General features: G+C 36.6%; 17 protein-coding genes. 13 read left to right on the forward strand and 4 right to left on the reverse strand.

Features of this window, described 5'->3' with window-relative positions; all coding sequences use genetic code 11:
• Window positions 1-122 precede the first annotated feature (122 nt).
• Both ACHRV5_RS06530 and ACHRV5_RS06535 read left to right on the forward strand, forming a co-directional pair.
• Entirely contained in the window at window positions 123-1,343 is a 1,221-nt protein-coding gene (locus ACHRV5_RS06530) for an MFS transporter (protein WP_395426181.1), read from the forward strand.
• Window positions 1,333-3,198 carry a trehalase family glycosidase gene (locus tag ACHRV5_RS06535; RefSeq protein WP_395426182.1) on the forward strand — a complete coding sequence of 622 codons (1,866 nt, stop codon included), beginning with the start codon at window positions 1,333-1,335 and terminating at the stop codon, window positions 3,196-3,198. The genes ACHRV5_RS06530 and ACHRV5_RS06535 overlap by 11 nt, the downstream gene beginning before the upstream one ends.
• Window positions 3,199-3,240: 42 nt before the next feature.
• On the opposite strand, the gene ACHRV5_RS06540 is transcribed toward ACHRV5_RS06535, so the two are convergent.
• Both ACHRV5_RS06540 and ACHRV5_RS06545 read right to left on the reverse strand, forming a co-directional pair.
• A complete protein-coding gene (locus ACHRV5_RS06540) occupies window positions 3,241-4,056 on the reverse strand; it encodes a helix-turn-helix domain-containing protein (RefSeq protein ID WP_395426183.1) in 816 nt (271 codons plus the stop codon).
• 223 nt (window positions 4,057-4,279) lie between these two features.
• Window positions 4,280-5,299, reverse strand: a complete 1,020-nt coding sequence (locus ACHRV5_RS06545) for an SDR family NAD(P)-dependent oxidoreductase (protein WP_395426184.1) — start codon at window positions 5,297-5,299, stop codon at window positions 4,280-4,282.
• Between the two features lie 208 nt (window positions 5,300-5,507).
• Between ACHRV5_RS06545 and ACHRV5_RS06550 the strand changes: the two genes are divergently transcribed.
• Window positions 5,508-6,068, forward strand: coding sequence for a Crp/Fnr family transcriptional regulator (locus ACHRV5_RS06550; RefSeq protein ID WP_230001805.1), 561 nt, complete (start codon window positions 5,508-5,510; stop codon window positions 6,066-6,068).
• Between the two features lie 69 nt (window positions 6,069-6,137).
• Window positions 6,138-6,467, forward strand: a complete 330-nt coding sequence (locus ACHRV5_RS06555; protein ID WP_047776512.1) for a multidrug efflux SMR transporter — start codon at window positions 6,138-6,140, stop codon at window positions 6,465-6,467.
• Window positions 6,468-6,547: 80 nt separating this feature from the next.
• Here the strand turns inward: ACHRV5_RS06555 and ACHRV5_RS06560 are convergent, their stop codons facing one another.
• Entirely contained in the window at window positions 6,548-7,573 is a 1,026-nt protein-coding gene (locus ACHRV5_RS06560) for a hypothetical protein (protein ID WP_395426185.1), read from the reverse strand.
• Window positions 7,564-8,796, reverse strand: coding sequence for a hypothetical protein (locus ACHRV5_RS06565; RefSeq protein WP_395426186.1), 1,233 nt, complete (start codon window positions 8,794-8,796; stop codon window positions 7,564-7,566). Before ACHRV5_RS06565 ends, ACHRV5_RS06560 begins: the two co-directional genes overlap by 10 nt.
• A 347-nt stretch (window positions 8,797-9,143) precedes the next feature.
• On the opposite strand from ACHRV5_RS06565, the gene ACHRV5_RS06570 reads away from it, so the two are divergent.
• The 9 genes from ACHRV5_RS06570 (at window position 9,144) to ACHRV5_RS06610 (ending at window position 24,940) form a co-directional block, all read left to right on the forward strand.
• Complete coding sequence (locus ACHRV5_RS06570) at window positions 9,144-9,740, forward strand: TetR/AcrR family transcriptional regulator (protein ID WP_395426187.1); 597 nt, start codon at window positions 9,144-9,146, stop codon at window positions 9,738-9,740.
• A gap of 6 nt (window positions 9,741-9,746) precedes the next feature.
• Complete coding sequence (locus ACHRV5_RS06575; protein ID WP_395426188.1) at window positions 9,747-9,974, forward strand: hypothetical protein; 228 nt, start codon at window positions 9,747-9,749, stop codon at window positions 9,972-9,974.
• A gap of 21 nt (window positions 9,975-9,995) precedes the next feature.
• Window positions 9,996-11,234, forward strand: coding sequence for an MFS transporter (locus ACHRV5_RS06580; RefSeq protein ID WP_117610311.1), 1,239 nt, complete (start codon window positions 9,996-9,998; stop codon window positions 11,232-11,234).
• Window positions 11,235-11,710: 476 nt separating this feature from the next.
• Window positions 11,711-12,721, forward strand: coding sequence for a LacI family DNA-binding transcriptional regulator (locus tag ACHRV5_RS06585; protein WP_047776518.1), 1,011 nt, complete (start codon window positions 11,711-11,713; stop codon window positions 12,719-12,721).
• 305 nt (window positions 12,722-13,026) lie between these two features.
• Window positions 13,027-16,116, forward strand: a complete 3,090-nt coding sequence (locus tag ACHRV5_RS06590) for a SusC/RagA family TonB-linked outer membrane protein (protein WP_395426189.1) — start codon at window positions 13,027-13,029, stop codon at window positions 16,114-16,116.
• Window positions 16,117-16,132: 16 nt separating this feature from the next.
• Complete coding sequence (locus ACHRV5_RS06595) at window positions 16,133-17,647, forward strand: SusD/RagB family nutrient-binding outer membrane lipoprotein (RefSeq protein ID WP_230001811.1); 1,515 nt, start codon at window positions 16,133-16,135, stop codon at window positions 17,645-17,647.
• A 463-nt stretch (window positions 17,648-18,110) separates the two neighbouring features.
• A complete protein-coding gene (locus ACHRV5_RS06600) occupies window positions 18,111-20,102 on the forward strand; it encodes a glycosyl hydrolase 2 galactose-binding domain-containing protein (RefSeq protein WP_395426190.1) in 1,992 nt (663 codons plus the stop codon).
• Between the two features lie 92 nt (window positions 20,103-20,194).
• Window positions 20,195-22,465, forward strand: coding sequence for a GH92 family glycosyl hydrolase (locus ACHRV5_RS06605; RefSeq protein WP_395426191.1), 2,271 nt, complete (start codon window positions 20,195-20,197; stop codon window positions 22,463-22,465).
• A gap of 189 nt (window positions 22,466-22,654) precedes the next feature.
• The gene (locus ACHRV5_RS06610; protein WP_395426192.1) at window positions 22,655-24,940 is read left to right on the forward strand and encodes a GH92 family glycosyl hydrolase; all 2,286 of its coding nucleotides are present in this window, start codon (window positions 22,655-22,657) and stop codon (window positions 24,938-24,940) included.
• Window position 24,941 lies beyond the last annotated feature (1 nt).

Genomic DNA, 24,941 nt, shown 5'->3' on the forward strand with positions numbered 1-24,941 from the left:
ATCATAAAAGAACAAGAAATACTTAGTTACAAGTGTTCTATTAAACGAAAATATAGAATTATAGCAACCAAAAACAAGCATATTCAAACTAATGTACTGGTTTAAAAAAAAGAAATCCACGAATGAAAAACCTGGGAATTAAAATATCACTTTATCTGAACTACTTTGTCTTTGCTATTTTATTGAATAGCGTAGGGATTGTAATTCTTAAATCACAAAAAAATTACGGAGTAGACGAAGTACAGGCCAGTATTCTAGAGGCTTTTAAGGATATGCCTATAGCTATTGTCTCTTTTTTTATAGCCTCATTTCTGCCTCGGATCGGTTACAAAAAAGCAATGCTGACAGGTTTGGCATTGGTAACTCTGGCCTGTATTTCAATGTATTTCGGAAATTCGTTTGACAACGCCAAAATACTATTTGCAACGGTAGGTGTCTCTTTTGCATTGATAAAAGTTTCGGTGTATTCGTTAATTGGTACCATTACCGAAAGTCAGAAGGAACATAATGCCTTAATGAGCAGTATTGAAGGCGTTTTTATGATCGGAATTGCGTTGGCTTATTTTTTGTTTCCGGCTTTTAATGACGAAAGTAATCCGGATTCCTGGTTAAATGTCTATTGGTTTCTGGCCGGATTATCATTGCTTTCTTTTTTGTTTCTGTTTTTTACCAAATTTGAAGAAACTAAGGTAACTGCGGGAGCAAATTTTACAGATGATTTTCTACAAATGTTTAAATTGATCGCAAAAACACTTACAGTCATTTTTGTAATCAGCGTTTTTCTATTTGTAATGATCGAGCAGGGAATACTTTCCTGGCTGCCAACCTTTAATACCAAAGTACTTCATTTACCCGAAAACATCAGCATAATGATGGCCAGTATTCTGGCGATATCATTGGCGATCGGGAGGCTTGTTGCCGGAATCGTTACCAAAAAGATTAATTGGATTTGGGTACTAAGTTTTTGCGTGATAGCAGCCATGTTGATTGTCTATTTTGTGCTGCCAAATGTGGTTGGACTTGAAGTAAAAAATATTAATTCACTTTCAGATATTCCGCTTATTGGATTTGCTTTTCCGCTTATTGGGTTGTTTATAGCACCAATTTATCCTTTACTGAATTCAATTGTACTCAGTTCATTACCCAAAAATCTGCAAAGTTCAATGACAGGATTAATTGTTATTTTTTCTGCTCTTGGAGGTACATTAGGTTCGCGTATAACAGGTTGGTTATTTAAAAATGAAGGTCCGGAGAAAGCCTTTTATTTCACGTTGATCCCGATGTTTTTATTATTGATCTCCTTTTTTATTCTCAAAAAAATTACTTCGAAAAATGAAATTTAAAATACATATCAATCAGACCCTTAGTCAATTATTGGCTCAGGAAGACACTGATGGCGACAAGAAGATAACCATTGATGATAAGGGACCAAAAAGCTTTTCATTACAAGATGATAAAGGAAATTCGATTGCCATTAAAGGAACGTATCAGCTTTCAAATTTGTTACAGGAATTGGCATTGTCCAAAAAGACGAATGTTGAATTTGCGGAAATCAACTTAGCCGATATAACAGAAGATCCGGTAAAAAGAATCTCCCGAAAAATTAAGGATTTATATTGGAACGGGCTTACCAGAACGATTGATGCTGCCGGAGTAAAAAAGATTTTGGAGGATGATAAAATAGAAAATGCGATTTCGTATTTATATGTACCGGCCGGAGACACAACAGCTTTTACTTATTTCAAAAATTTAGAAGCAGCAAACCCTACCTTAAAAGTGGTTCAGTTGCCTGAGGTTATTTCGCCGGAATATGTTTTATCATTGAATAAAAAACCCGGTATTTTAGCCTTAGCGCTCCAAACTAAGAACGATACAACCGATGGAGTCCCTTTTGTAGTTCCCGGTGGCAGGTTTAATGAAATGTATGGTTGGGACAGTTATTTTATTGCCATGGGACTCTTGATTGATGACAAAATTGATTTGGCACTTGGCATGGCCGAAAACTTCAAATACCAGATTGATCATTATGGGAAAATCTTAAATGCCAATCGCAGTTATTATTTAACCCGAACCCAACCACCTTTATATACCTCATTGATTGTTGACATTATCCAAAAGTCCAATCCTGGGATTTCATGGGTTGAAAGGCACTTAAAAACAGCCATAAAAGAATACCAAACAGTTTGGATGGAAGAAGGGAAAAGGCTTACTCCAAATGGATTAAACCGTTACAAAGCAGAAGGAATTGGACTCCCGTTTGAGGTCGAGGAAGGGCATTTTGATGATATATTAGAAAAGTACGCTCCAAAATACAAGCTTTCGACCAGAGAATTTGAGAAAAAATACCTGGAAAGAGAAATTTTAGACGCCGATTTGGACCATTATTTCACCCATGACAGAAGCATGCGCGAAAGTGGTCACGACACCACAAATCGATTGGTTGGGATTTGTGCCGATTTAAATACGGTAGCCATAAACAGTCTTCTCTATAAATATGAAACTGATATTGCCTTTTTGATCGAATCTGTTTTTAAAAATGATTTCCAGTACAACGAAAACACCCGTTATTCCAGTGATTATTGGAGAAAAAAAGCAGCACAAAGAAAAGAAAAGATCAACGAATTGTGTTGGAATGAAGCTAATGGTCTTTATCTTGACTATAATTTCGAGTTAAAAGAGCAACACTATTTTGAAGCTGCAACAACTTTTTATCCCTTGTGGGCCAAAATCTGTACGCAGGAACAAGCCGCCACGTTGGTTCAAAAGACATTGCCTAAATTTAAAATGAAGGGCGGAATTGCCGGAAGTACAAAATCATCTATTGCTGCGGTAACCGAAAATGATCCTACAAGGCAATGGGATTATCCTTTTGGCTGGGCTCCGCATCAAATATTATTATGGAAAGGGTTATTGAATTACAATTTTCAGGAAGAAACACAAGAGATGGTCTATCGCTGGTTGTGGCTGATCACGCGAAATGCGGTTGATTACAATGGAACAATTCCCGAAAAATTTGATTTGTCTATAAGTTCCCATAAGATTTTTGCGGAGTACGGAAATGTGGGAACAGAATTTAATTACATCACCGAAGAAGGATTTGGCTGGATGAATGCCTCTTACCAATTTGGACTGACACTTTTAAAACCACATTTAAAAGAGAAATTATCCGATTTAGTGGATCCTGATTTGTTATTTTAAAATATAAACCTAACAGGTTTTTAAAACCTGTTAGGTTGGTTTTTAATTTTCAAGACAAACCAATTGATTTGGAGAAACGCCATACTTCTTTTTGAAAACAAAAGAAAAATGAGAGAGATCCTCAAAACCTACTTCAAGATAAATTTCAGTTGGCTTTTTCTTTTTCTGAATGAGATAATAATGAGCCAGTTCCAATCTTTTTTCAGTTAACCACTTTTGAGGGGTGGTATTAAAATGTTTTTTAAAATCTCTGTTGAAGGTAGACAAACTGCGCCCCGTAAGATAGCCCAATTTTTCCATGGGCATATTAAACATAAAATTGCGTTCCATAAAACGGATTAAATCAATTTTGCCGGGTTGGTCAAAATTAGCTAAGACACGATCAATATTTTTATCGATTGTTCTTAGTATGCTGATTGCTTCCGTTATTTTGAGAGAGGCGAGGTCTTCGGGAAAATCGCCTTCCAAATCAAAGTAAGGAATCACAGAAGCCATACAACTTTCTAATAGTGGGTGATTGTTAAAATGATAGATTTTATTTTCAAAAGGAAGGTTGGAATTAATATCGATTTTCTGATAGAATTTCTTAAGTCGTTCAACCGATAAATGCATGACCACGGTTTTATGCGGAAGGCCATTTTTAGGATAATTGATAATTGTGGCCAACTGATTTCTCGGAATCAGAAAGATATCACCGGTCTTAAAAATAGAGGTCGTATCGGCCTGTATGATTTTTGTTTCGCCCGAAATAAACCAGATCAACATATGATCTTCAAAAATCAAATCGGATTTAAAAAGTTTGTCCTCATAACAGGAAAGCTTAATGTCCCAGGTTAAATATTTAGAGATATGTTCCATCGCAATAGGATTATACAAAATGATTTAGATTGATCTAAGGTACTATAAAATAGGCTTGGAAGGGGTTTTTTGTTTCAAGTTTCATGTTTCAGGTTTCAAGTTAGATGGGTGACGGTCTTACTATACACTTTAGACCCAAGCCGAGAATGCAACCTGAAACCTGAAACCTGAAACATGAAACATGAAACATGAAACTTGAAGATTCCAAAACCCCCTCACAACATTACAACACCTGAAACACCACCCCAGTCATTTGTTCACTTAAATCCCAGAGTCTTTTTGCGTTGATTTCGTCAAGCGAATAGGGTTGTACACCGCGTATTGTAGATGGTTCGTCAAAACGATGTTCTATTTGACCTAAATCTAATTCGGCAATATTGGCATCTTCGCAATATACACCTCCAATATGGTCTAGTAATGAACTTGTTGCACACCAAATGGTGGTTGCCGCACCTTGAGGAATTGTTTTAAGTTTAGCCGCTACTTCCGGTTTTATTGCGCCCGAAGCATCGTGAGTACCCAATTGTTTGAATAATTCTATTGGTTCCTCGCGACCTAAATCAGTACCCAAAACACTTCCGGGATGTAAAGAATAAGCTCTGACTTTAAAATCTTTACCACGATTGTCTAATTCAAGTGCAAATAAATTGCTGGCGGTTTTAGATTGTCCATAACCCTGTAAAGTCTCATAATCACGATAAAGAAAATTGGGATCCTCAAAGTTAAATGGTGCCATCTGATGACCGTAAGAGGATACATTTAAAACTCTTGCTCCGTTGGCTTTTTTAAGGCTGGGCCACAATCTTGCCGTAAGTTGAAATTGCCCCAGATAATTAGTTGCTAATTGTGATTCATGACCAAGATTATTTCTGCGCAACGGAACCCACATGATTCCGGCATTATTGATTAATAAATGAAGCGGTCTTTTTGAAGCGATAAATTGCTGGGAAAAAGCATCAACAGATTCAGGATCCATTAAATCCATACTTTCAATTTCTACGTTAGCAATATTTTGGAGATTTTTTATGGCTTTGTTCAGATCCCTTGCCGGTACAATCACAGTCGCACCCGCTGCAGAAAGAATTTTGGTAGTTTCTAATCCTATTCCGGTATGACCGCCTGTTACAATCGCAATTTTGCCTGTAAGATCAATTCCCTTAATTACTTCGCTTGCCGTTGATGTAGCGTTAAAACCTGAATTGACAGGCTGTTGTAATGCACCCTGATAATTATTGTTTTCCATTTTTTTTAATGTTAATGTTATGGGACAAAATTAGAAGGATAAGAGAATGGCTATTTTGTTTAAAATGTCATTTTACTTTGTTGTGAATGTCAATTTGTAACTAACGAAGGCTATTGAATAACTTTAGATTTTCAGAAAACAAGATTTCTTTGTCGATTATTTTGTAGCTTACACATTCTATAACGAATAAGAATCTCTTTTTGAAAATATGAATCCATTAATAGAAAAACTAAAGACCTATGGCGATTTAACCGTCGAAGCAGAACGAGAGCTTGCCGGGAAAATCAATTATTTCAGCAAAAAGAAAAATGATTTTCTGTTAAAACAAGGACAAATAATGGCCAGTCTTTTTATGCTTGAAAAAGGTCTGGTAAGAGCCTATTTTATTAAAAATGATAAAGAAGTCAATTCCTGGTTTGGTGTTGAGAATGTAATAATAGGTTCAATTCTTCCTTTGTATGCGGGAAAACCGTCTTTCGAAAATATCGAATTTTTAGAGGACTCTGTGGTATATTCTATTGCAATCAATGACCTGAATGAACTTTATAAAACCTATCCGGAACTCAACACTATCGGTAGAAAACTGGCAGAAGAACTTTGTATTATTCTGGAGGAAAGAATCAATTCGTTGCATACAGAAGCTGCTGAAGAACGCTACCTGTCCCTAATTACGGAGTTTCCCGACCTTTTGCAAAGAATAAATTTGGGACACATTGCTTCTTATGTTGGAGTCACTCAGGAAACGTTAAGCAGAATCAGAAAGAGATAGATGATTTTGATGTACATCAAAAAAGCGTTTTGAATTGTTCGCTTTCTTTGTACTTTAAAATCAAAAAAAATGAAATACGTATTCTTGGGCTTAGCCATTATATTAGAAATTGTGGGTTCCAGCTTTCTTAAAAAATCGGAAGGATTTACAAAACTGGTACCAAGTATTGTAACAGTTGTGGCTTTTGTAACTTGTTTTTACTTTTTTTCGCACGCTTTAAAATCGATTCCACTTGGGTTTGCCTATGCGATCTGGGCAGGTTTTGGGATTGTGTTGACGGCGATTATTTCGGTAATTCTTTTTAAACAAAGTCTGGATCTACCGGCAATTATTGGTATACTACTTATTGTTTCGGGAGTGGTTATAATGAATGTATTTTCGAAATCGGCCACACATTAATTGAAATATTTCAGAGAAAGATATGGTCTTTGTTTGAATAAAAAAAAGCTGCTTCAATTTTTTGAAGCAGCTTTTTACTATTATTTTTGTTCGCTAATGTTAGATTTCTTTAGCTTAAGTATTCTAATTTGTTTGTTGGTCTTATCCGATAAGAAGATGCGATCCTCCAATTGTGTAATTCCCATAATCGTACCGAAAGAATTTTTTCCCATAATATCAGTAGCATTTATTCTGGCCGTATAGGTTTGATTTAAAAACTCTTCTTTTGGGTAAAATCTTAGATAATCAACCGAATCAACATTCTCAGAAGTTATGGCCCAATCAGCACCTAAAGATACTGTTGTTGGTTCGCTCTTCGAAATTGGCTTTGCCGAAGGCTGTAACGGTGTAACAAGAGAAGCTGCTGCATTGGCGCGAATGGCTGCAATATTGTAAAGCAAATAGGCTTTGGAATCTCTTCCAGCAACAACCAGATTTCCACCCGCCACATCCATAGAATACATTTCATCAAAACCGCTTAGGGTGTTTAGTTTTGCAATAGGAGTAAGGTTCCAATTACTGCTTTCTGTAATTTGAGAGGTCTCAAAAACTTTTATAGAGGCATGTTTTTCTTTTACAAAAACCAATCCGTCCTTTACGGTAACTCCAAAAACGTGAACAAAAGTGTTCCACCATTGACCGTTACCAACCGTATTGATTCCCAGATTAGTGTTTTCGTCTAATACAAAAAGACGTGAATCAACACTTCCTAAATAAATTCTGTTATTGTCAACAGAAACAGAAGAAAGGTTGGTAAAAGGAATCGTCGTACTTCCTTTGGTATAAGCCGTTAGAGACTTGATGTATTTCAGGCTTTTTGCATCAAAAATTTCAAGAACATCACCGTTGCAAACGTATAATTTACCGTTGGCGATGGTTATTCCTCTTGGATCTAAAGCTCCGGTTCCGTCTCCAATTTGTTTGGCAGTTATCGTTGCCTCTTCAGTTGGATAATAATAGGAGTAGTCTGTAGGGGCATTATTTTCATCCTTATCGCTACAACTTGTTAATGCTAAAAGCAGTACGAAAACCAGTTTAGGTATATTGAATAGTCTTGTTAGTTCCATTTTCCTTCTCCTTTATATTTTAATAAAAATGTATTTTTTGGATCGATTTTAAAAACCGGTTTTTTATAAGTTCCTTTCAGATACTGTGTTTTAGTGTAGGTTTTTAATATATCAGGGTCCGTAAATGGAAGATCGTCTAAGTAAATCAAGTATTTGTAAAACTGCGTCAGCATTTCCTGTTGTCCGCCACCTTCGCCACTATTGGCAAAATTACTGTCATGATTGTAACCGGTGTGGTGCGAATATTCATGAGACCAAAGCGACATTTCTCCGTTCCAGTGTCCTGTTACGTATCCGCCTTCGTATTGTGAAGCCAGTGCTCCGCCGCCCCATGCAGCATCACCGCCAACCATTGCCATGTAGAGCGTTCTTCCGTCAACATAGTCCCAGTAACGCTTCTCAATTTCGGCTTTTGTAAAATAGTCGTACTGGCCATTTGCATCAGCAGTATTGCCATGCCAATCTGTAGCACCCACTACCGCTGTTCCGGCAAGTGCGGCTTGTTCTTTTTTATAAACATCAAAGTTATTATGTGTTTTATAATAAATAGGATGACTCAACGCATAAGAGTAGTTAATGATCATGGTAATAGCTTCCTTGGCTAATACCGGATTCATTGGTAAAAACTTCCCAAGTTCTTCGATATGATACCCGTCGTGAAACTGAACCAATTGTGAAGATTTAATTTTCTTGAATTTTGCTAATAAAGGATCAGAGGATTCGATTGAAAATTCAATGCCTCCGGATGAGAATCCATCTATTTTGTCGATAGTAACGGTTTTTCCGTCTTCTAATTGATAATCATTTTTGGCCGCTACCAGTGGAATTTGGTGAACAGAACGATGAAAAGCAGGAATTTGTGTAAAATGATACAGTGCAAAACGTTTGCTGTAATTCGGTAATTTGGCATAGACCACCACATCTTTAAGACCAACTGGTGAATAAAGAGATAGTTGTATAGAGTCCTTTCCTTTTTGTATGATCTGTAAAGGTTGATTCACTCTAAACCATCGGTCTTTTTTGTCGTACATTCTTGCCGGATCTTCATTATCGGCAAACATGATCATCGGATGATTCGCAGCAGGTAGTTTCTCTGCATCAATTTGGGCTAAATAATGCGGTTCATAAGCATCTGGCTCACTGTCGCTACAACTTGTCTGTAGCGTAATGGCTAAAAATAAGGAGCCTATTGTGAATAGACTTCTGGAAAAGGTAGGTTTCATTGTCGTTAAAATTTTGGGGTTAAATGTGGGGTTTTGTAGTATGTTGCTTAAATAATTTCTATAGGCTTGTAATTAAATAATTAAGAATAATAGGTTTAATTTATTTGCCGGCAAAATAACGGAATTATAATAGCTCTACTGCAATTTTGAAGCAATAAATTAAAAATTATTTCGCAAGGCTTGCTTTTATTAGGGTTGAGGATTTAAGAGTGCCCACATGAGTTTTATGCAGCACTATTTTTTTTGTTAAAAGAGCTTTCAAAATTGATAGTTAAGGTTTTGGAAAAAAATATTTAAATAAAAGAACGTTCATTCACTTATTATTTTATCTTTGCTAAAAAAATGGCATGAGAATAAGAGATATTGATAAAGAAAAACTGGTTGTTGCAAGAGCAATAGATCAAATCGTGCAGGATGGATTTCAGGGTTTCAGTATGAACAAGCTTGCAAAAGCCTGCAATATTTCGGTAGCGACATTATATATTTACTACAAGGACAAAGATGATTTAATTCAGAAAATAGGGGCAACCGTTGCGATTGATTTTTTTTCAAGTACAATTAAAGACTTCTCACCTGAAATGTCTTTTGAAGAAGGATTGTGGATACAATGGGTAAACAGGGCTGGTTTTACCATGAAATATCCCAAGCAAGTTGCTTTTTTTGAGATCATTAAACACTCACCGCATGGGGAAATAATATTGAACTCTACCACCAAATTCTCAGATTTCAGAATGATAATGAAACAGTTTATTGATAATAGTTTGCAGAATAATGAACTTATTCCAATGTCTTTTGAAGTTTTTTGGGCTATTGCCTATGGACCATTATATACTTTGTTGAACTTCCATACTGAGGGTAAGAGTTTGGGAGGGAAGCCGTTTGTTCTTACCGATACAATGATGAAAGAAGCTTTTACCGCAACCATAAAAGCTCTAAAACCATGAAAAATTATGGAAACAGATTTAAACACAGTACATGTTTTTAAAACAAATATTGATAAAATTAGCTCAGCAGCTATTTTATCTGAAACACTAGATAATCATGTAGAGATACAGCAATGGAGTATCGATTACGAAGATATTGATTGCGTGCTTCGCATCGTGTCAGAAACCCTTAATCCGGATACAATAAAGAGTATCATTAAAAGACTTGGCTATGAGTGCCAGGACTTGCCTTAACCTAAAGAACAACCTGTTAAAATGGAAAAAAATACTATAGAAGCTCCTGCTTTTACCACACATCAAAAAATTATTATTGCCATATTGGCGCTTTTACAATTTACTGTTATACTTGATTTTATGGTGATCTCTCCGTTAGGGGATATCCTGATGAAAACACTTGATATGACACCCTCAAAGTTCGGTTTTGCAGTTTCCGGATATGCTTTTAGTGCCGGAATTTCGGGATTACTTGCCGCTGGTTTTGCAGATAAATTTGACCGAAAAAAATTACTGATTTTCTTTTATACGGGATTCATTATAGGGACCGTTTTCTGTGCGCTGGCCTCAACTTACGAGATGTTGCTTTTGGCGAGAATCGTGACAGGGCTTTTTGGCGGTGTAATCGGTTCTGTTTCACTAGCAATTGTGACGGATTTGTTTGTAATTCATCAAAGAGGCAGGGTGATGGGTTTTATACAAATGGCCTTTGCAACCAGTCAGATTTTGGGAATACCGGTCGGACTCTATTTTGCCAATAACTGGGGATGGCATTCCGCCTTTATTATGATTGCTGTTTTAGGTCTGTTGATTCTTGCAGCGATTATAACACAAATGCAACCGATCACAAAACATTTGGAATTACAATCAGACAAAAGTCCTTTTCTGCACCTTTGGCATACCTTAAGTAACAAACATTATCAGGTTGGTTTTACTGCTATTGCATTCCTTTCTGTGGGAGGTTTTATGTTACAGCCTTTTGGGACAGCCTTTTTGGTTAATAACATTCATATCAGTCACCTGGAGTTACCATTGGTCTTTTTCTTTACGGGACTTTCTGTACTTTTTATCATGCCTTTAGTTGGAAAATTAAGCGATAAAGTCAGCAAGTTTAAGTTGTTTGCAGTTGGATCAGTCATCTCGGTAATTATGATTTTAATTTATACCAATCTTAACCCGATCCCTATGTGGGAAGTAGTAGTGATTAATATGGTATTGTTTATGGGAATCATGAGCCGTATGATTCCGGCAACGACACTAAACACTGCTATTCCGGAGATGAAAGACCGTGGCGCTTATATGTCTATAACGTCATCGCTACAACAGATTGCCGGTGGTATTGCGGCTGTTTGTGCGGGTTTTATTGTGCATCAGGAAACCAAAACGTCTCCTTTAGAAAACTACGATATATTGGGCTATGTAATTGCGGTTATTACCCTATGTACAGTGTTTTTAATGTGGAGAGTAAATCAATTGGCAAAAGCAAAAGATAAAGTTTAACTGTAAAAAGAAGATTTTCTGGATCGTTTACGTAAGAAGATTTTCGAACAGATTTTATAAAGAACCAAACAAAAAAAAGACAATCCTTTGATTGTCTTTTTTTGTTTTTAGTATTAAAAAAACTGAAAGTAAAAACATTTAAGTAAGAAGATATGTGCAAAATCTATTCGGATTAAACAGTAATAAGGCTGCTGTCAAAATAAATTTTTCAGCGATAAAGTAAGAACTTAACTCCAATTTAACTTTTCTTTATTTTATGGGCAACAGAGGTAAAAACAAAGTTAAAAAACGATGAATATTCTGTAAAATTAAAAATGAGAATTATAGGTAAAAACTTTATAATTACTGATTATTATACTTTAATTTGGCTTTAAAATAACGATTTGTTTAAAAAATATTTTACTAAAACGATTTTGTAAACCCTATTTATATATATTTGTCCAAAGCATTATAAAGCCATTTAATAAAAAACGTTAATGAGAAGAATCACTATTAAAGATATTGCCACCGAGGCCCAAGTGTCTATATCTACTGTATCTTTTGTTATTAACGGAAAAGGCGAGAAGATGGCAATTAGTCCGGCTGTTATAAAAAAGGTTCAAGAGGTTGCCGAAAAGCTTCAGTACCGACCAAGTATGATTGCCAGTAGTCTGAGAACGGGAAAAACGAGATCAATTGGTCTTATTGTAGAAGATATTTCCAATCAGTTTTTTGCTGATTTAGCGAGGGTAATAGAAGACGAAGCGAAAAATATTGATTACAGAGTTTTTTATTGCAGTACCGGAGATGATGATCAACGTTGTGAGGAATTAGTGCAAAGTCTTTTGCAGGCCAATGTGGAGGGGTTTATTATTACACCGACAAAAAATTTAGAAAAAAGTATTGATTTGCTTTTAAAATTGCAAAAGCCGGTAGTTTTAATCGATAGGTATTTTGCCAATCAGGAAGTAAGTCACGTTGTGATGGATAATTATGAAGGTTCTTACTCAGCTACGAAATTTCTAATTAATAAAGGGCGCAAAAATATTGCCGTTGTCAATACTAAATCTGAAATGATTCAGATGAAATTAAGGGAAAAGGGTTATACAGATGCCCTGAAAGAAGAAGGGATTTATGATGAAGCCCTTACGCTTCACTTAGATTACCATACTGATGAACAAAGCAGAATCGATTCGATTGCGCATTTTTTTCAGCAAAATCCCAAGATTGACGGTGTTTTATTTTTGGCCAACTATATGGGACTTGCCGGCCTTCAGGCCTTTAGAGGAATGGGGTACAGAATCCCGGATGATCTTTCGGTGATCAGTTTTGATGATCATGATAGTTTCAAATTGCATACGCCAACCATTTCTGTCGTAGCGCAGCCCATAAATGATATTGGGATTAAATCGATTGAACTCTTAATGAGTCAGATGACAGATTTTGATTCCTTTACCGTAGAGAAAGTACTTAAAAAAGGTACATTGATTGTTAGAGAATCGGTTTAGATAACCTATAATTTTTGAAGTTAAAAGTAAAAGAAAAAGATAAATTATTGCAGTAGTTTTTTTTTAGTCATTTTACTAAATCGTTTTAGTAAAATTAGTAAACAAAAAGAATCGCTTTTAGTTGCTTCTTTTGAGAAAGAGATAAATAGAAAAAACAGTCTTACAGCTTTATTTTTCGGGCTATTCCGAGAGTTAAACTTGCCGCTTTTTTTCTTGAAATGGAGTTCAAAATTTTTATTAATATTTAAAAACAAACGCGTTAGAAACAAACAATAATCAAAACAATTAAACCAAAAAAAATGCTTATGAAACGAATTTTAGCAGTGTTAGGAATGATATTGTTCAGCAGCTTAGGTGTTGTTGCGCAAAATCGATTAATAACAGGCATAGTGGTAGATGCAGAGAACAAGGGAGTTGTTGGTGCATCGGTTGAAGTACAAGGAAAACCGTTTAATGCCATTACTGACTTTGACGGTCAGTTTAAATTAAATGTTCCTGAAGGTAAAGTTACTTTAAAAATAACTTCTTTAGGTTTTGTATCAAAATCAGTGGTACTTCAAGAAAATGAAAGCAAAATTTCTGTTGTATTGTCAGAGAGCAATCAGGAATTAAATGAGGTGGTAATTACTTCTTTCGGTGTTAAAAAACAAAAGAAAAGTATAGGATATGCCGTTGGAGAATTAAAAGGGGATGAACTGACGAAAAACAAAGAAATTAACCTAGGTAATGCCCTTCAGGGGAAAATTGCAGGGGTTAACGTTTCTGCACCGGTTACTGGGCCTTCAGGTTCCAGTCGTGTGGTGATTCGTGGTGCTACTTCGGCTTCAGGGTTTAACCAGCCTTTGTATGTGGTAGACGGTATTCCGATTGACAATACACAGCAAGGAAACGCAGGAATGTGGGGAGGTGCTGATAAAGGTGATGGTATGTCTTCTTTCAATCCGGATGATATTGCTTCGATGTCGGTTTTAAAAGGAAGTGCCGCTTCTGCTCTTTACGGGTACAGAGGATCAAATGGTGTTATCTTAATTACGACTAAAAAAGGAAAAAACGGAACAGGTTTAGGAGTAGATTTTAGCTCAAATGCAACGTTTAATACCCCTGCAAGTCTTTTGAATTGGCAGGATCAATACGGAGCAGGAGCTCCTGTAAATGGGGTTTATACGAGGTTTAGCGATTTGCAGGAACTAAGAGATTCGTACTATTTTGCCTGGGGTGATAAATACGACGGAACAAATTCACTTTCCATAGATGGTGCTACAAGACCTTACAAAGCCTATGGAAAAAACAATGTGGAAAATTTCTACAGAACCGGATTTTCTTTCAGTAATACTTTAGCTATTTCGGGTGGAAATGAAACTACTAATTTCAGATTATCTTTCGGAAACACAAAAGACGAATCTATTTTACCGGGAACAGATTTTGGTAGAAATAACTTGTCTTTGAGTTTAAACTCGTCTCCAAATAAGAAGATCAATGTAGAGGCAAATGCGCAGTATATTTCAGAGAAGAGCGATAACAGACCTTACTTGAACGATTCTCCAAGAAATCCTTCTTTCCCGACTGTTTTCCTGACTCCGGGAACAGACATCAGATGGCTTAAAAATGCTTACGATCAAAATGGAGGTGAAGCAGATTATTTTGGTGCGAATGTGTATCATACCAATCCATATTATACTACAGAACAGCCTTTAAACGAGGATCTTAGAAAACGTTTTATCGGTTCGACAAAAGTAACGTATAATATTACAGACAAATTTTATGCAAAAGCGGTTATTGGTGTTGATGATATTAATTATGAATATACTGAAATTGAGCCAACAGGAATCAATTACAATCCTGGAGGATCTTATGAAAACAGAATTGAAAATCGTTCAGAAGTTAATGCCTCCGGTTTTTTAGGTTATAGAGGAGACATCGTTAAAAACCTGTCACTAGATGCTTTTGTTGGTGCTAACCGTCAACATAACAGATACAGTGGTATTAAAATGAAAGGAAATAACTTTATTGTACCATTTGAATATTTCTATGGAAATACACAACCGGACAAAACAGAAAAATTGTTTTCTGAACGTGAAGTGAACTCTCTTTTTTACTCAGCAGATTTGGGATACAAAGATTTTTTATATGTTAGTTTAACAGGTCGTCGAGATTGGTTTTCTACTTTAGATCCAAAAGACAATAGTATTTTTTACCCATCAGTAAGTACCAGTTTTATTTATTCTGAAGTGATAAAATTACCAGAGTGGATGTCTTATGGTAAGCTTAGAGCAGGTTGGGGTAATGTAGGAGGTGGATTGCAAGATGCCTATGCTTTAGACTTAACGTATACAACACCGGACGGACAAACCGATTCGCAAGGACAACCGATTTTAGGTGTTAACGGGGAGACTGTTCCAAATAGAAACTTAAAGCCTTATAATGTAAGTACAATTGAATTTGGTTTTGAAAATACATTTTTCAACAACAGAGTAAGTACAGATTTGACTTTCTACAGCAAAAAAACGACTAAAGATATTGCTGATGCCGACATTTCTCAGGCAGCAGGATACAGAACAACCAAAATTAACGTGGGACAAATCCTGAACAAAGGGGTGGAGTTTGCAATCAACGTAAAAGCGATTAAAACGCCAAGTTTTTCTTGGAGTGTTGGATATAATTTTGCTTATAATGACAGTGAGGTTATTAGTCTTTCTGATAAGATTAACACCAAATCATTGGAAGGAAACAGAGACTCAAGAGCTTCTGTAGTTTTAGAAAAAGGACAGCCTTTCGGAGTAATCAAAGCATATGATTATTTAAGAGACAAAAACGGAAACATCGTATTAGGAACTGATGGTAAATTTTTGAGAGGTGATTTAATTATTGCTGGACAGGGAGTAGCACCAACTTCAATGGGACTTTCAAATGATTTTACCTATAAAAACTTCACATTATCTGTTTTTGTAGATGCTAAATTTGGAGGAGAGATTTATTCGGCGACTAACCAATTGGGAACACGTTACGGATTAGCTCAAAGCACACTTGAAGGTCGTGAAGGAGGAGTTGCCGTATCGGGTACAGATGTAAATGGTAATCCGGTTAACAAACAAGTATCTGCATACGATTACTGGAGAAGTTATAGTGATGTAACCTCAAACTTTGTATACGATGCTGATTTTGTAAAGCTTAGAGCAATTTCTTTTAGTTATAATTTTCCAAGCTCTTTTATCAAGAAATCACCATTTCAATCCATTAGTTTAGCTTTCTCTGCTCATAATTTATGGACGATCTATGATAAAGTTCCGAACATTGATCCGGAATCTAACTATTCTAACAGTAATGCACAAGGACTTGAAAGAGCATCTATGCCTTTGACAAGAAATTACGGTGTAACGCTTAATGTTAAATTCTAATACTAAAAAGTAAAAAATGAAAAATAAATATATAAAAATATTTTGCGTTGCAATAGTTAGTACACTGGCATTAACATCATGCGACAAAGGATTTGAGGAAATGAATACCAACCCAAATGCCTTGACAAAACCTGCGGTAAAATCAATGTTTACCCTGGCTGAAATTTATGTAGACGGACAAGATTTTTCTAATACAAGAGGGAACAATGCTTATGCAGCACAAATTGTTCAGCATTTTTCTTCATTGGGTGGGCCAGGATCAAAATATACCTATTCTCCCGAATATTCAGGTTCTCTTTTTGGAGAATCGTATGGAAAAGGATTGAATCAGATCATGCAATTGTTATCAGTATTAGAAAATACGCCTGAAAACTCTAATATGATTCAGGCTTGCAGAATCATGAAAGTATTGATGTTTCAGAAATTGACCGATACTTATGGTGAGATTCCTTATTTCGAAGCAGGAAAAGGATATAACGGAAATATCTTTTCGCCAAAATACGATACACAAGAAGCCATTTACAATGATCTTTTAAAAGAATTAGACGAAGCAGGAACAGCTTTAGATGCGAATAAACCGTTTGTTGGTAATGCCGATTTGTATTATCAAAGTGATGTGGCAAGATGGAAAAAATTAGCCAATTCATTAATGTTGAGAGTCGCCATGCGTTTGTCTAAAGTAAACCCTGCGAAAGCCAGAGAATTTGTTGAAAAAGCAGCTGCAAAAGGTGTTTTTACTTCAAATAATGACAGTGTTGTACTAAAACATGATGCAGGCCCTCCAGGTGTTAAAACGAATCCAATTACTTCTTCATGGGTTAGAAATGACTTGAACGGAGGAGAAGCAAACATTAAATACAGCAAAACTTTCATAGACGCATTGAAAAATACAAATGATCCGCGTTTAAGAATTTATGCCAAATTGGAAGCAACCGGAGATAACTCTCCTGCAAGTCAGCAAGGTCTTGCTAATGATGCTAAAGAATTTCCGGGTGGGGATAAAAAGCTTTTTTCAGACCCGAACACTTCAACAGTATTGCGTTTAGATGCACCAACTTTAATTTTGTCGTATGCCGAAGTAGAATTTATATTGGCAGAAGCAGCAGTTAAAGGCTGGAGTGTTGGCGGAACAGCTCAAAAACACTATGAAGACGGAGTAAAAGCAGCCATGGAGATTCTGACTATTTTTGGAGATAAAGTACCGGCAGTTTCAACTACAGAATACAATGCATATATCGCTGCTTTCCCTTTTAAATCTGCTGGGACAGAAGCGCAAAAAATAGAGCAAATTATTGGTCAAAAATGGATTGTTCTATTGTTTAATGGTTTTGAAGCTTTTTCTGAGTACAGAAGAACAGGTTATCCGGCGCTGGTTCCTGTTAATGATGTAAACGGAGAAACTCAAGGTACTATTCCAAGAAGATTAGTTTACGACCAGTCGGAGTTGATAACAAATGCTGACAATTATAAAGCAGCAATTCAACGTCAGGGGCTTGATGTTATGACAACCAGAATCTGGTGGGACAAATAGTTTAAAATATATATTGGTTGGTTTGTTAGAATAAGTCGGGTAATTTCCTTTTACCCGGCTTATCTTTAAATCGTTTATTGATTAAGTTCCAAATAGAATTCTTATGGTATGGATTGGATGTATTGCTCTAATGTCTTTTTTTTCGCAGCCGCTAAAATTGCTTTTGCTGAAAAAAAAGGGATTCTTTTTTAATACCCTTATAGCAATCACAGCACCAAAAAGAATAGCTTTTAGAACTGTTAATAAGTTGATTTAATATACTGTTACTACAGTTAAATTGATTAAATTGTAGTACAAATTCCCGTTAAATTATGCGCAGTATAGGAAAATGATTTCTGAATATTTTGTTAGTTATTCGTTGACATGTACCTCTAATGAGGAGGGATAATGGTGTAGCGCTTTATTCCTTCTCCTACTGCCAATAATTAAAAATTCATATACTATTAATTTATTCCGAAATAAAATGAATTTAAAAAAGCACTTTTATAGCATAATCTGCCTTGGTCTTATCCACTTTTCATCGGTAGTTACGGCTCAGAATATTGATTTAAAAAAGGATTGGAAATATCGTGAAGAAAAAACACAAAAATGGTATCCGGCGACTGTTCCCGGAGAGATACATACCGATTTGTTGAATAATAAAACAATCCCCGACCCATTTTACAGGGACAATGAAAAGAAAGTGGTTTGGGTAGAACGCAAAAACTGGGAGTACAAAACGACTTTTCAGGTAGCTGCAGCAACGCTAAAAAAGAAAAACACCGAACTGGTTTTTGACGGACTGGATACTTATGCCACCGTTTATCTTAACAATCAGTTGGTTCTTAAAGCCGACAATATGTTCCGTCAATGGCGTGTAGACGTTAAAAAGGTGCTAAAGTCAGGAAACAATGATTTGGTGATTGTATTTCAGTCCGCACAAAATGTGGTTGATTCTCTTGCTAAAAAAGACCTGCCTTTTGTAATTCCCGATAATCCTCGTGCCTATGTTCGTAAAGCACAATATCATTTTGGATGGGATTGGGGACCAAAATTCACAACTTGTGGAATATGGAAAACGCCACGATTAGAAGCCTACGATAAAAAAGAGGCAGAGAAACCGTATGTCCTAAACCGTAAAATCGAATTGGTACAACAGCCCGATAGTCTAGGTAAATCATTTTACTTCAAAATTGATGGCAAACCGGTATACATGAAAGGAGCCAATTATATTCCTTCGGATGCTTTTCTTTCCAGAGTAACCAAAAAAGAGTACGAAAAGGTAATTGCGATGGCAAAAGACGCCAATATGAATATGCTTCGTGTTTGGGGTGGCGGAATTTATGAAGACGACTATTTTTATGATTTATGCGATAAGAACGGAATTTATGTCTGGCAAGATTTTATGTTTGCCGGTACAATGGTTCCGGGCGACAAAGCCTTTTTTGAGAATGTAAAAGAAGAAGTGAAATACCAGGTGAAACGTTTGCGCCACCATCCAAGTATCGTTTTGTGGTGCGGTAACAACGAAGCCGACGAAGCCTTTAAAAATTGGGGATGGCAAAAAAGTATGAACATGTCGAAAAAAGATTCCACCCGTTTGTGGCACGATTATGTTCGGTTGTTTCAGGACAGTATCCCGAAATGGGTAAAAGAAGTAGACAATAAGCGCCCTTATATTAGTTCTTCACCTTTATTTCATTGGTCTAAAGAAAAAAGTATTACCGAAGGAGACAGTCATTACTGGGGAACTTGGTGGGGACTGGAAGATGTTGAAGTCGTAAAGAATAAAACAGGTCGTTTTGTGAGTGAATACGGTATGCAGGCCATGCCCAACTATTCGTCTATAGAAACCTTTACGTTACCCGAAGACCGATATTTGTATTCAGACATTTTACAAGCCCATCAAAAAGCAGGGAAAGGTTTTATAAAATTAGATTCCTATTTAAACCGGTATTTTATAGACTCCACTAAAATAAAAAAGATGAACGTGGAAGATTATACCTATCTGACCCAATGTTTACAGTATTATTCGCTTAAAAATATTATAGGTATTCACCGTTCTAAAGCCCCTTACAATATGGGAACTTTAGTTTGGCAGCTAAACGATTGCTGGCCAGTAGCAAGTTGGAGTGTGACCGATTATTACAACCGCCAACCCAAAGCAGCCTGGTATGCCATGCGCGAAGCTTACAGGGATGATATTACGCCTCAAATTGATTTGACCCGTCCAATTGACTTGCAGTTGGATGACCCAAAAATAAGTTGGCAGGTCAAAGGAAATAAGGTGGTTTTAAAAGCGACAAAGGCCGCAAAGTACGTATACATTTCTGTAAAAGGATACACCGGAAAATGGAGTGATAATTATATAGACCTGACCGCCGGAGAAGAGAAAACGCTTTCATTTGAAGGTAAAATAGCAAATCCCGATATTAAGGTTGTTTCTTTATACGATGTTTTGAAAAAATACAAATAATGTAGAGACGCACTGCTGTGCGTCTCCACACACGGTAGAGACGCACTGCTGTGCGTCTCTACGGGAACGTGTCAACCAAAAAACAAATAAAAATGAATAAAAGATACCAACACATTGTTTTCTCAATAATGATGCTGATTAATTTATCGGCATTCGCACAAGAAATTAAAAATAAAACCACCAATCACCCTACTGATTATACCGGTTATGTGAATCCCCTCATAGGATCTGCCGGCCATGGGCACGTATTTGTTGGAGCAAATGTTCCTTTTGGGGCGGTACAGTTAGGACCGGTAAACGTTTTTGAAGGCTGGGATTGGTGCAGTGGTTACAACTATGCGAGTAATACGATTTTAGGTTTTACACATACCCATTTGAGCGGAACAGGAATTGGAGATTTAAACGATATTCTTTTGCTTCCCGTATCCGGTAAAGTTGCCCTTACCAAAGGAACAAAAGAAGATATGGTAAACGGTTACGGTTCGTACTTCTCACACAAAAACGAAGTAAGCAAACCCGGATATTACAGCGTTTTATTAGACAAATACAAAATCAAAGCAGAACTAACCGCCAGCGAAAGAGTAGGTTTTCATAAATATACTTTTGATTCCGCTACCGATTCACACGTGTTACTGGACCTTGCGGACGGAATCGGATGGGACAAACCGGTTAAAACATTCATAAAGAAAATAAACGAAACAACACTTGCAGGATATCGTTATTCTAAAGGCTGGGCCAATGATCAGCGCATTTATTTTACAATCGAATTTTCAGAGCCAATGTCGGCTGTTACTTTATATGACAGTATTTCGCCTGTAAAAGGAAATGAAGGCGAAGGTTTGAAAATGAAAGCCATACTAGATTTTAATAGCTTAAAAAACAAACAGGTTTTGGTAAAAGTGGGGATTTCTCCTGTAAGTTACGAAAATGCTGCTGCCAATATAAAAGCAGAGATTCCAAATTGGGATTTTGATCAAGTAGTAAAAGAAGCAAATGACAAATGGAATAAGGAACTGCATAAAATTCAGATAAAAGCAGACGATAAAACCATGAAAGTTTTTTATACGGCATTGTATCACACTATGTTTGCACCGTCCATTTTTAATGATGTCAACGGAGATTACCGCGGAACCGATAAAAAAGTATACGAAAAAGCCAATTTTACCAATTACACGACTTTCTCACTTTGGGATACGTACCGTGCTTTACACCCTTTGTATACCATTACGCAACCGGATAAGATCAATGACATTGTTAAATCGTTTTTAGCTATTTATAAACAACAAGGCAGACTACCGGTTTGGCATTTAATGGGGAATGAAACCAATACCATGAATGGGAATCATTCCATAGCGGTAATTGCAGACGCTTATCTCAAAGGATACAGAGACTACGATACAGCATTGGCTTACGAGGCCATTAGAAAAACCGCCATGCAAACACGCGACGGAATGGATTACATTCAAAAACTGGAATATATTCCCGCAGATAAAATGTTAGAATCCGTTGGAAATGCTTTAGAATACGCCATCGACGATTACTGTGTGGCACAAATGGCAAAGGCACTAAACAAAACAGAAGACTATGTTTATTTTACCAAAAGAGCCAATTTGTACCGACTTTATTTCGATAAAGAAACCACATTTATGAGAGGTAAATTAACAGATGGAAATTGGAGAACGCCTTTTAATCCGCTTTCTTCAGCACATCGCAAGGATGATTATGTAGAAGGAAATGCCTGGCAATATACTTGGTTAGTTCCTCAGGATCCTTATGGTTTGATTGCTTTATTTGGCAGTGAAAAACAGTTTTTAGATAAGTTAGATGCTTTATTTTTAATTACAGATAAAGTAGAAGGCGAAGAAATTTCTCCCGACATCAGTGGTCTAATCGGACAATATGCACAAGGAAATGAACCCAATCACCATATTCCGTATTTGTATGCCTACGCCGGACAACCTTGGAAAACAGCAAAATTAATTCGTGAAATCGACGATAAATTTTATTCAACCAAACCCGATGGTTTATGTGGTAATGAAGATTTAGGTCAGATGTCGGCTTGGTATGTTTTCTCTGCGATGGGATTCTATTCTGTTAATCCTGCCAACGGAATTTATGTTTTGGGAAGTCCATTAGTAAATAATGCCGTAATCCATCATAAAGAAGGAGTTTCCTTTACTTTAAATGCCGTAAACAACAGCAATATCAATATGTACATCCAAAAAGCGGAATACAACGGAAAGCCCTACACCAAATCGTACATCACACACGATATGATCGTAAAAGGAGGAGAACTGAAATTGTACATGGGCAATAAGCCTTCAGCAACTTTTGGAGTAAATAAAGAAGACAGACCTATGTAAATAAAAGTACCTAACAGGTTTTTAAAACCTGTTAGGTATAACGGTTATCAGTCGCAGTCGCAGTCACAGTTTGCAGTCGCAGTTTGCAGTTTCTTCAAACTGATACTTAAAAGTCTTTAAAACCCTTGCAGTTATATAAAAATAGAGCCCACAGCTTACATTTTACAATTCACATTTAACAATACTACCATGAAAATAAAGAGTTTAATTTTTTTAGGATTAGTGCAATGCAGCCTTTTTGTAAGCGCACAGGTGAAGACCTTAGATCCTGTAGAATATGTAAATCCTTTAATGGGAACCCAATCTTTACCCAATCTTTCTAACGGAAATACCTATCCAGCGGTTTGCAGACCATGGGGAATGAATTTCTGGACACCACAAACCGGAAAAATGGGTGACGGATGGGCTTATACCTATACAGCAGAAAAAATCAGAGGATTTAAACAAACCCACCAGCCATCGCCTTGGATGAACGATTACGGACAATTCTCGATTATGCCGGTTACCGGTAAATCAGCTTTTACCGAAGACGAACGTGCCAGTTGGTTCAGTCATAAAGCAGAGGTTTCAAAACCGTATTATTACAGCGTTTATCTGGCTGACTATGATGTTACAACAGAAATTACCACCACAGAAAGAGCGGCTCATTTTCAGATTACATTCCCGGATAACGAAAATTCGTCTATTGTAGTGGATGCTTTTGATAAAGGCTCTTATATTAAAATTATTCCATCCGAAAATAAAATTGTTGGTTACACAACCCGCAACAGTGGGGGTGTTCCGGAGAATTTCAAGAACTATTTTGTTTTGCAGTTCGACAAACCTTTTTTGACTAATGCCACTTGGAATGAAAAAAAACTCGAAAAAGGAAAGTTAGAATTTTCGGGAACTCACGTAGGAGCAGTAGTTGGTTTTAAAACTAAAAAAGGAGAAAAAGTAAATGTAAAAGTAGCGTCTTCCTTTATCAGTTTAGCTCAGGCTGAATTGAATTTAAAAAATGAATTAGGTACCGCTTCTTTTGATGAAACCGTAGCAGAATCTAAAAAAGAATGGAATAAAATTTTAGGAAAAATAGCAGTAGAAGATAACAACGAAGACCAATTAAGAACTTTCTACTCTTGTTTGTACCGTACAGTTTGTTTCCCTCAAAAACAATATGAAATTGACACAGAAGGAAAAACAGTGCATTACAGCCCCTACAACGGAAAAGTAGTACCGGGTTATATGTTTGCAGGAACCGGATTTTGGGATACTTTTCGCGCCTTATACCCTTTATTGAATTTAGTATATCCTTCTATAAACAAAGAAATGCAGGAAGGTTTGCTAAACGATTACAAAGAAGGCGGTTTTTTGCCGGAATGGTCCAGTCCCGGTTTTAGAAATGTGATGGTTGGAAACAATTCAGCTTCTGTAGTTTCGGATGCTTATATGAAAGGATTGCGAGGTTATGACATCAATACGTTGTACGAAGCTTTATTGCATGGCGCCAATAATGAAGGCCCAATGGATGCAGTAGGAAGAAAAGGCGTGAACTATTACAATACTTTAGGTTACGTTCCTTACGATGTAAAAATTAATGAAAATGCCGCCAGAACACTGGAATATGCCTATGATGATTTTGCGATCTGGAAATTAGCGCAAGCATTAAATCGTCCGAAGAAAGAGATTAAGTTACTCGAAAAACGAATGATGAATTATAAGAACCTGTACAATCCTGCTATTGGACTAATGAGCGGAAGAAACAAAGACGGAAGTTTTCCGGCGAATTTCAATCCGTTCAAATGGGGAGATGCTTTTACTGAAGGCAACAGTTGGCACTACAGCTGGAGTGTATTTCATGATGTTCAAGGTTTAATTGATCTCATGGGAGGAGCAAAATCTTTTACAGCCAAGCTGGATGCAGTTTTTACTACACCTCCGGTTTTTGATGATAGTTACTACGGATCGGTAATCCATGAAATTCGTGAAATGCAAATTATGAATATGGGACAATATGCACACGGAAATCAACCAATTCAACACATGATTTACCTGTACAATTATGCCGGAGAACCTTGGAAAACCCAATATTGGTCCAGAGAAGTCATGAATCGTTTGTACAAACCAACTCCGGATGGTTATTGTGGTGATGAAGACAACGGACAAACTTCGGCCTGGTACATTTTCTCGGCAATGGGATTTTATCCGGTATGCCCTGGTACAGAAGAATATGTTCTTGGTGCACCCTTATTCAAGAAAACAACCTTACAGTTAGAAAACGGAAAACAGCTTATTATAGAAGCTCCAGGTAATTCGGCAAACAATAAATATGTAAACGAATTAAAGTGGGACAATACAACCTACACAAAAAATTACATCAATCACTTTGATGTATTGAAAGGTGGAGAATTAAACTTTGAGATGAGCAGTTCTCCTAATTTGCAAAGAGGCACAGCCGCCGGAGCGTATCCCTATTCTTATTCAACCTCAAAATAAA

Source organism: Flavobacterium sp. FlaQc-52, from assembly GCF_044007495.1.
Classification (GTDB): domain Bacteria; phylum Bacteroidota; class Bacteroidia; order Flavobacteriales; family Flavobacteriaceae; genus Flavobacterium; species Flavobacterium cupriresistens.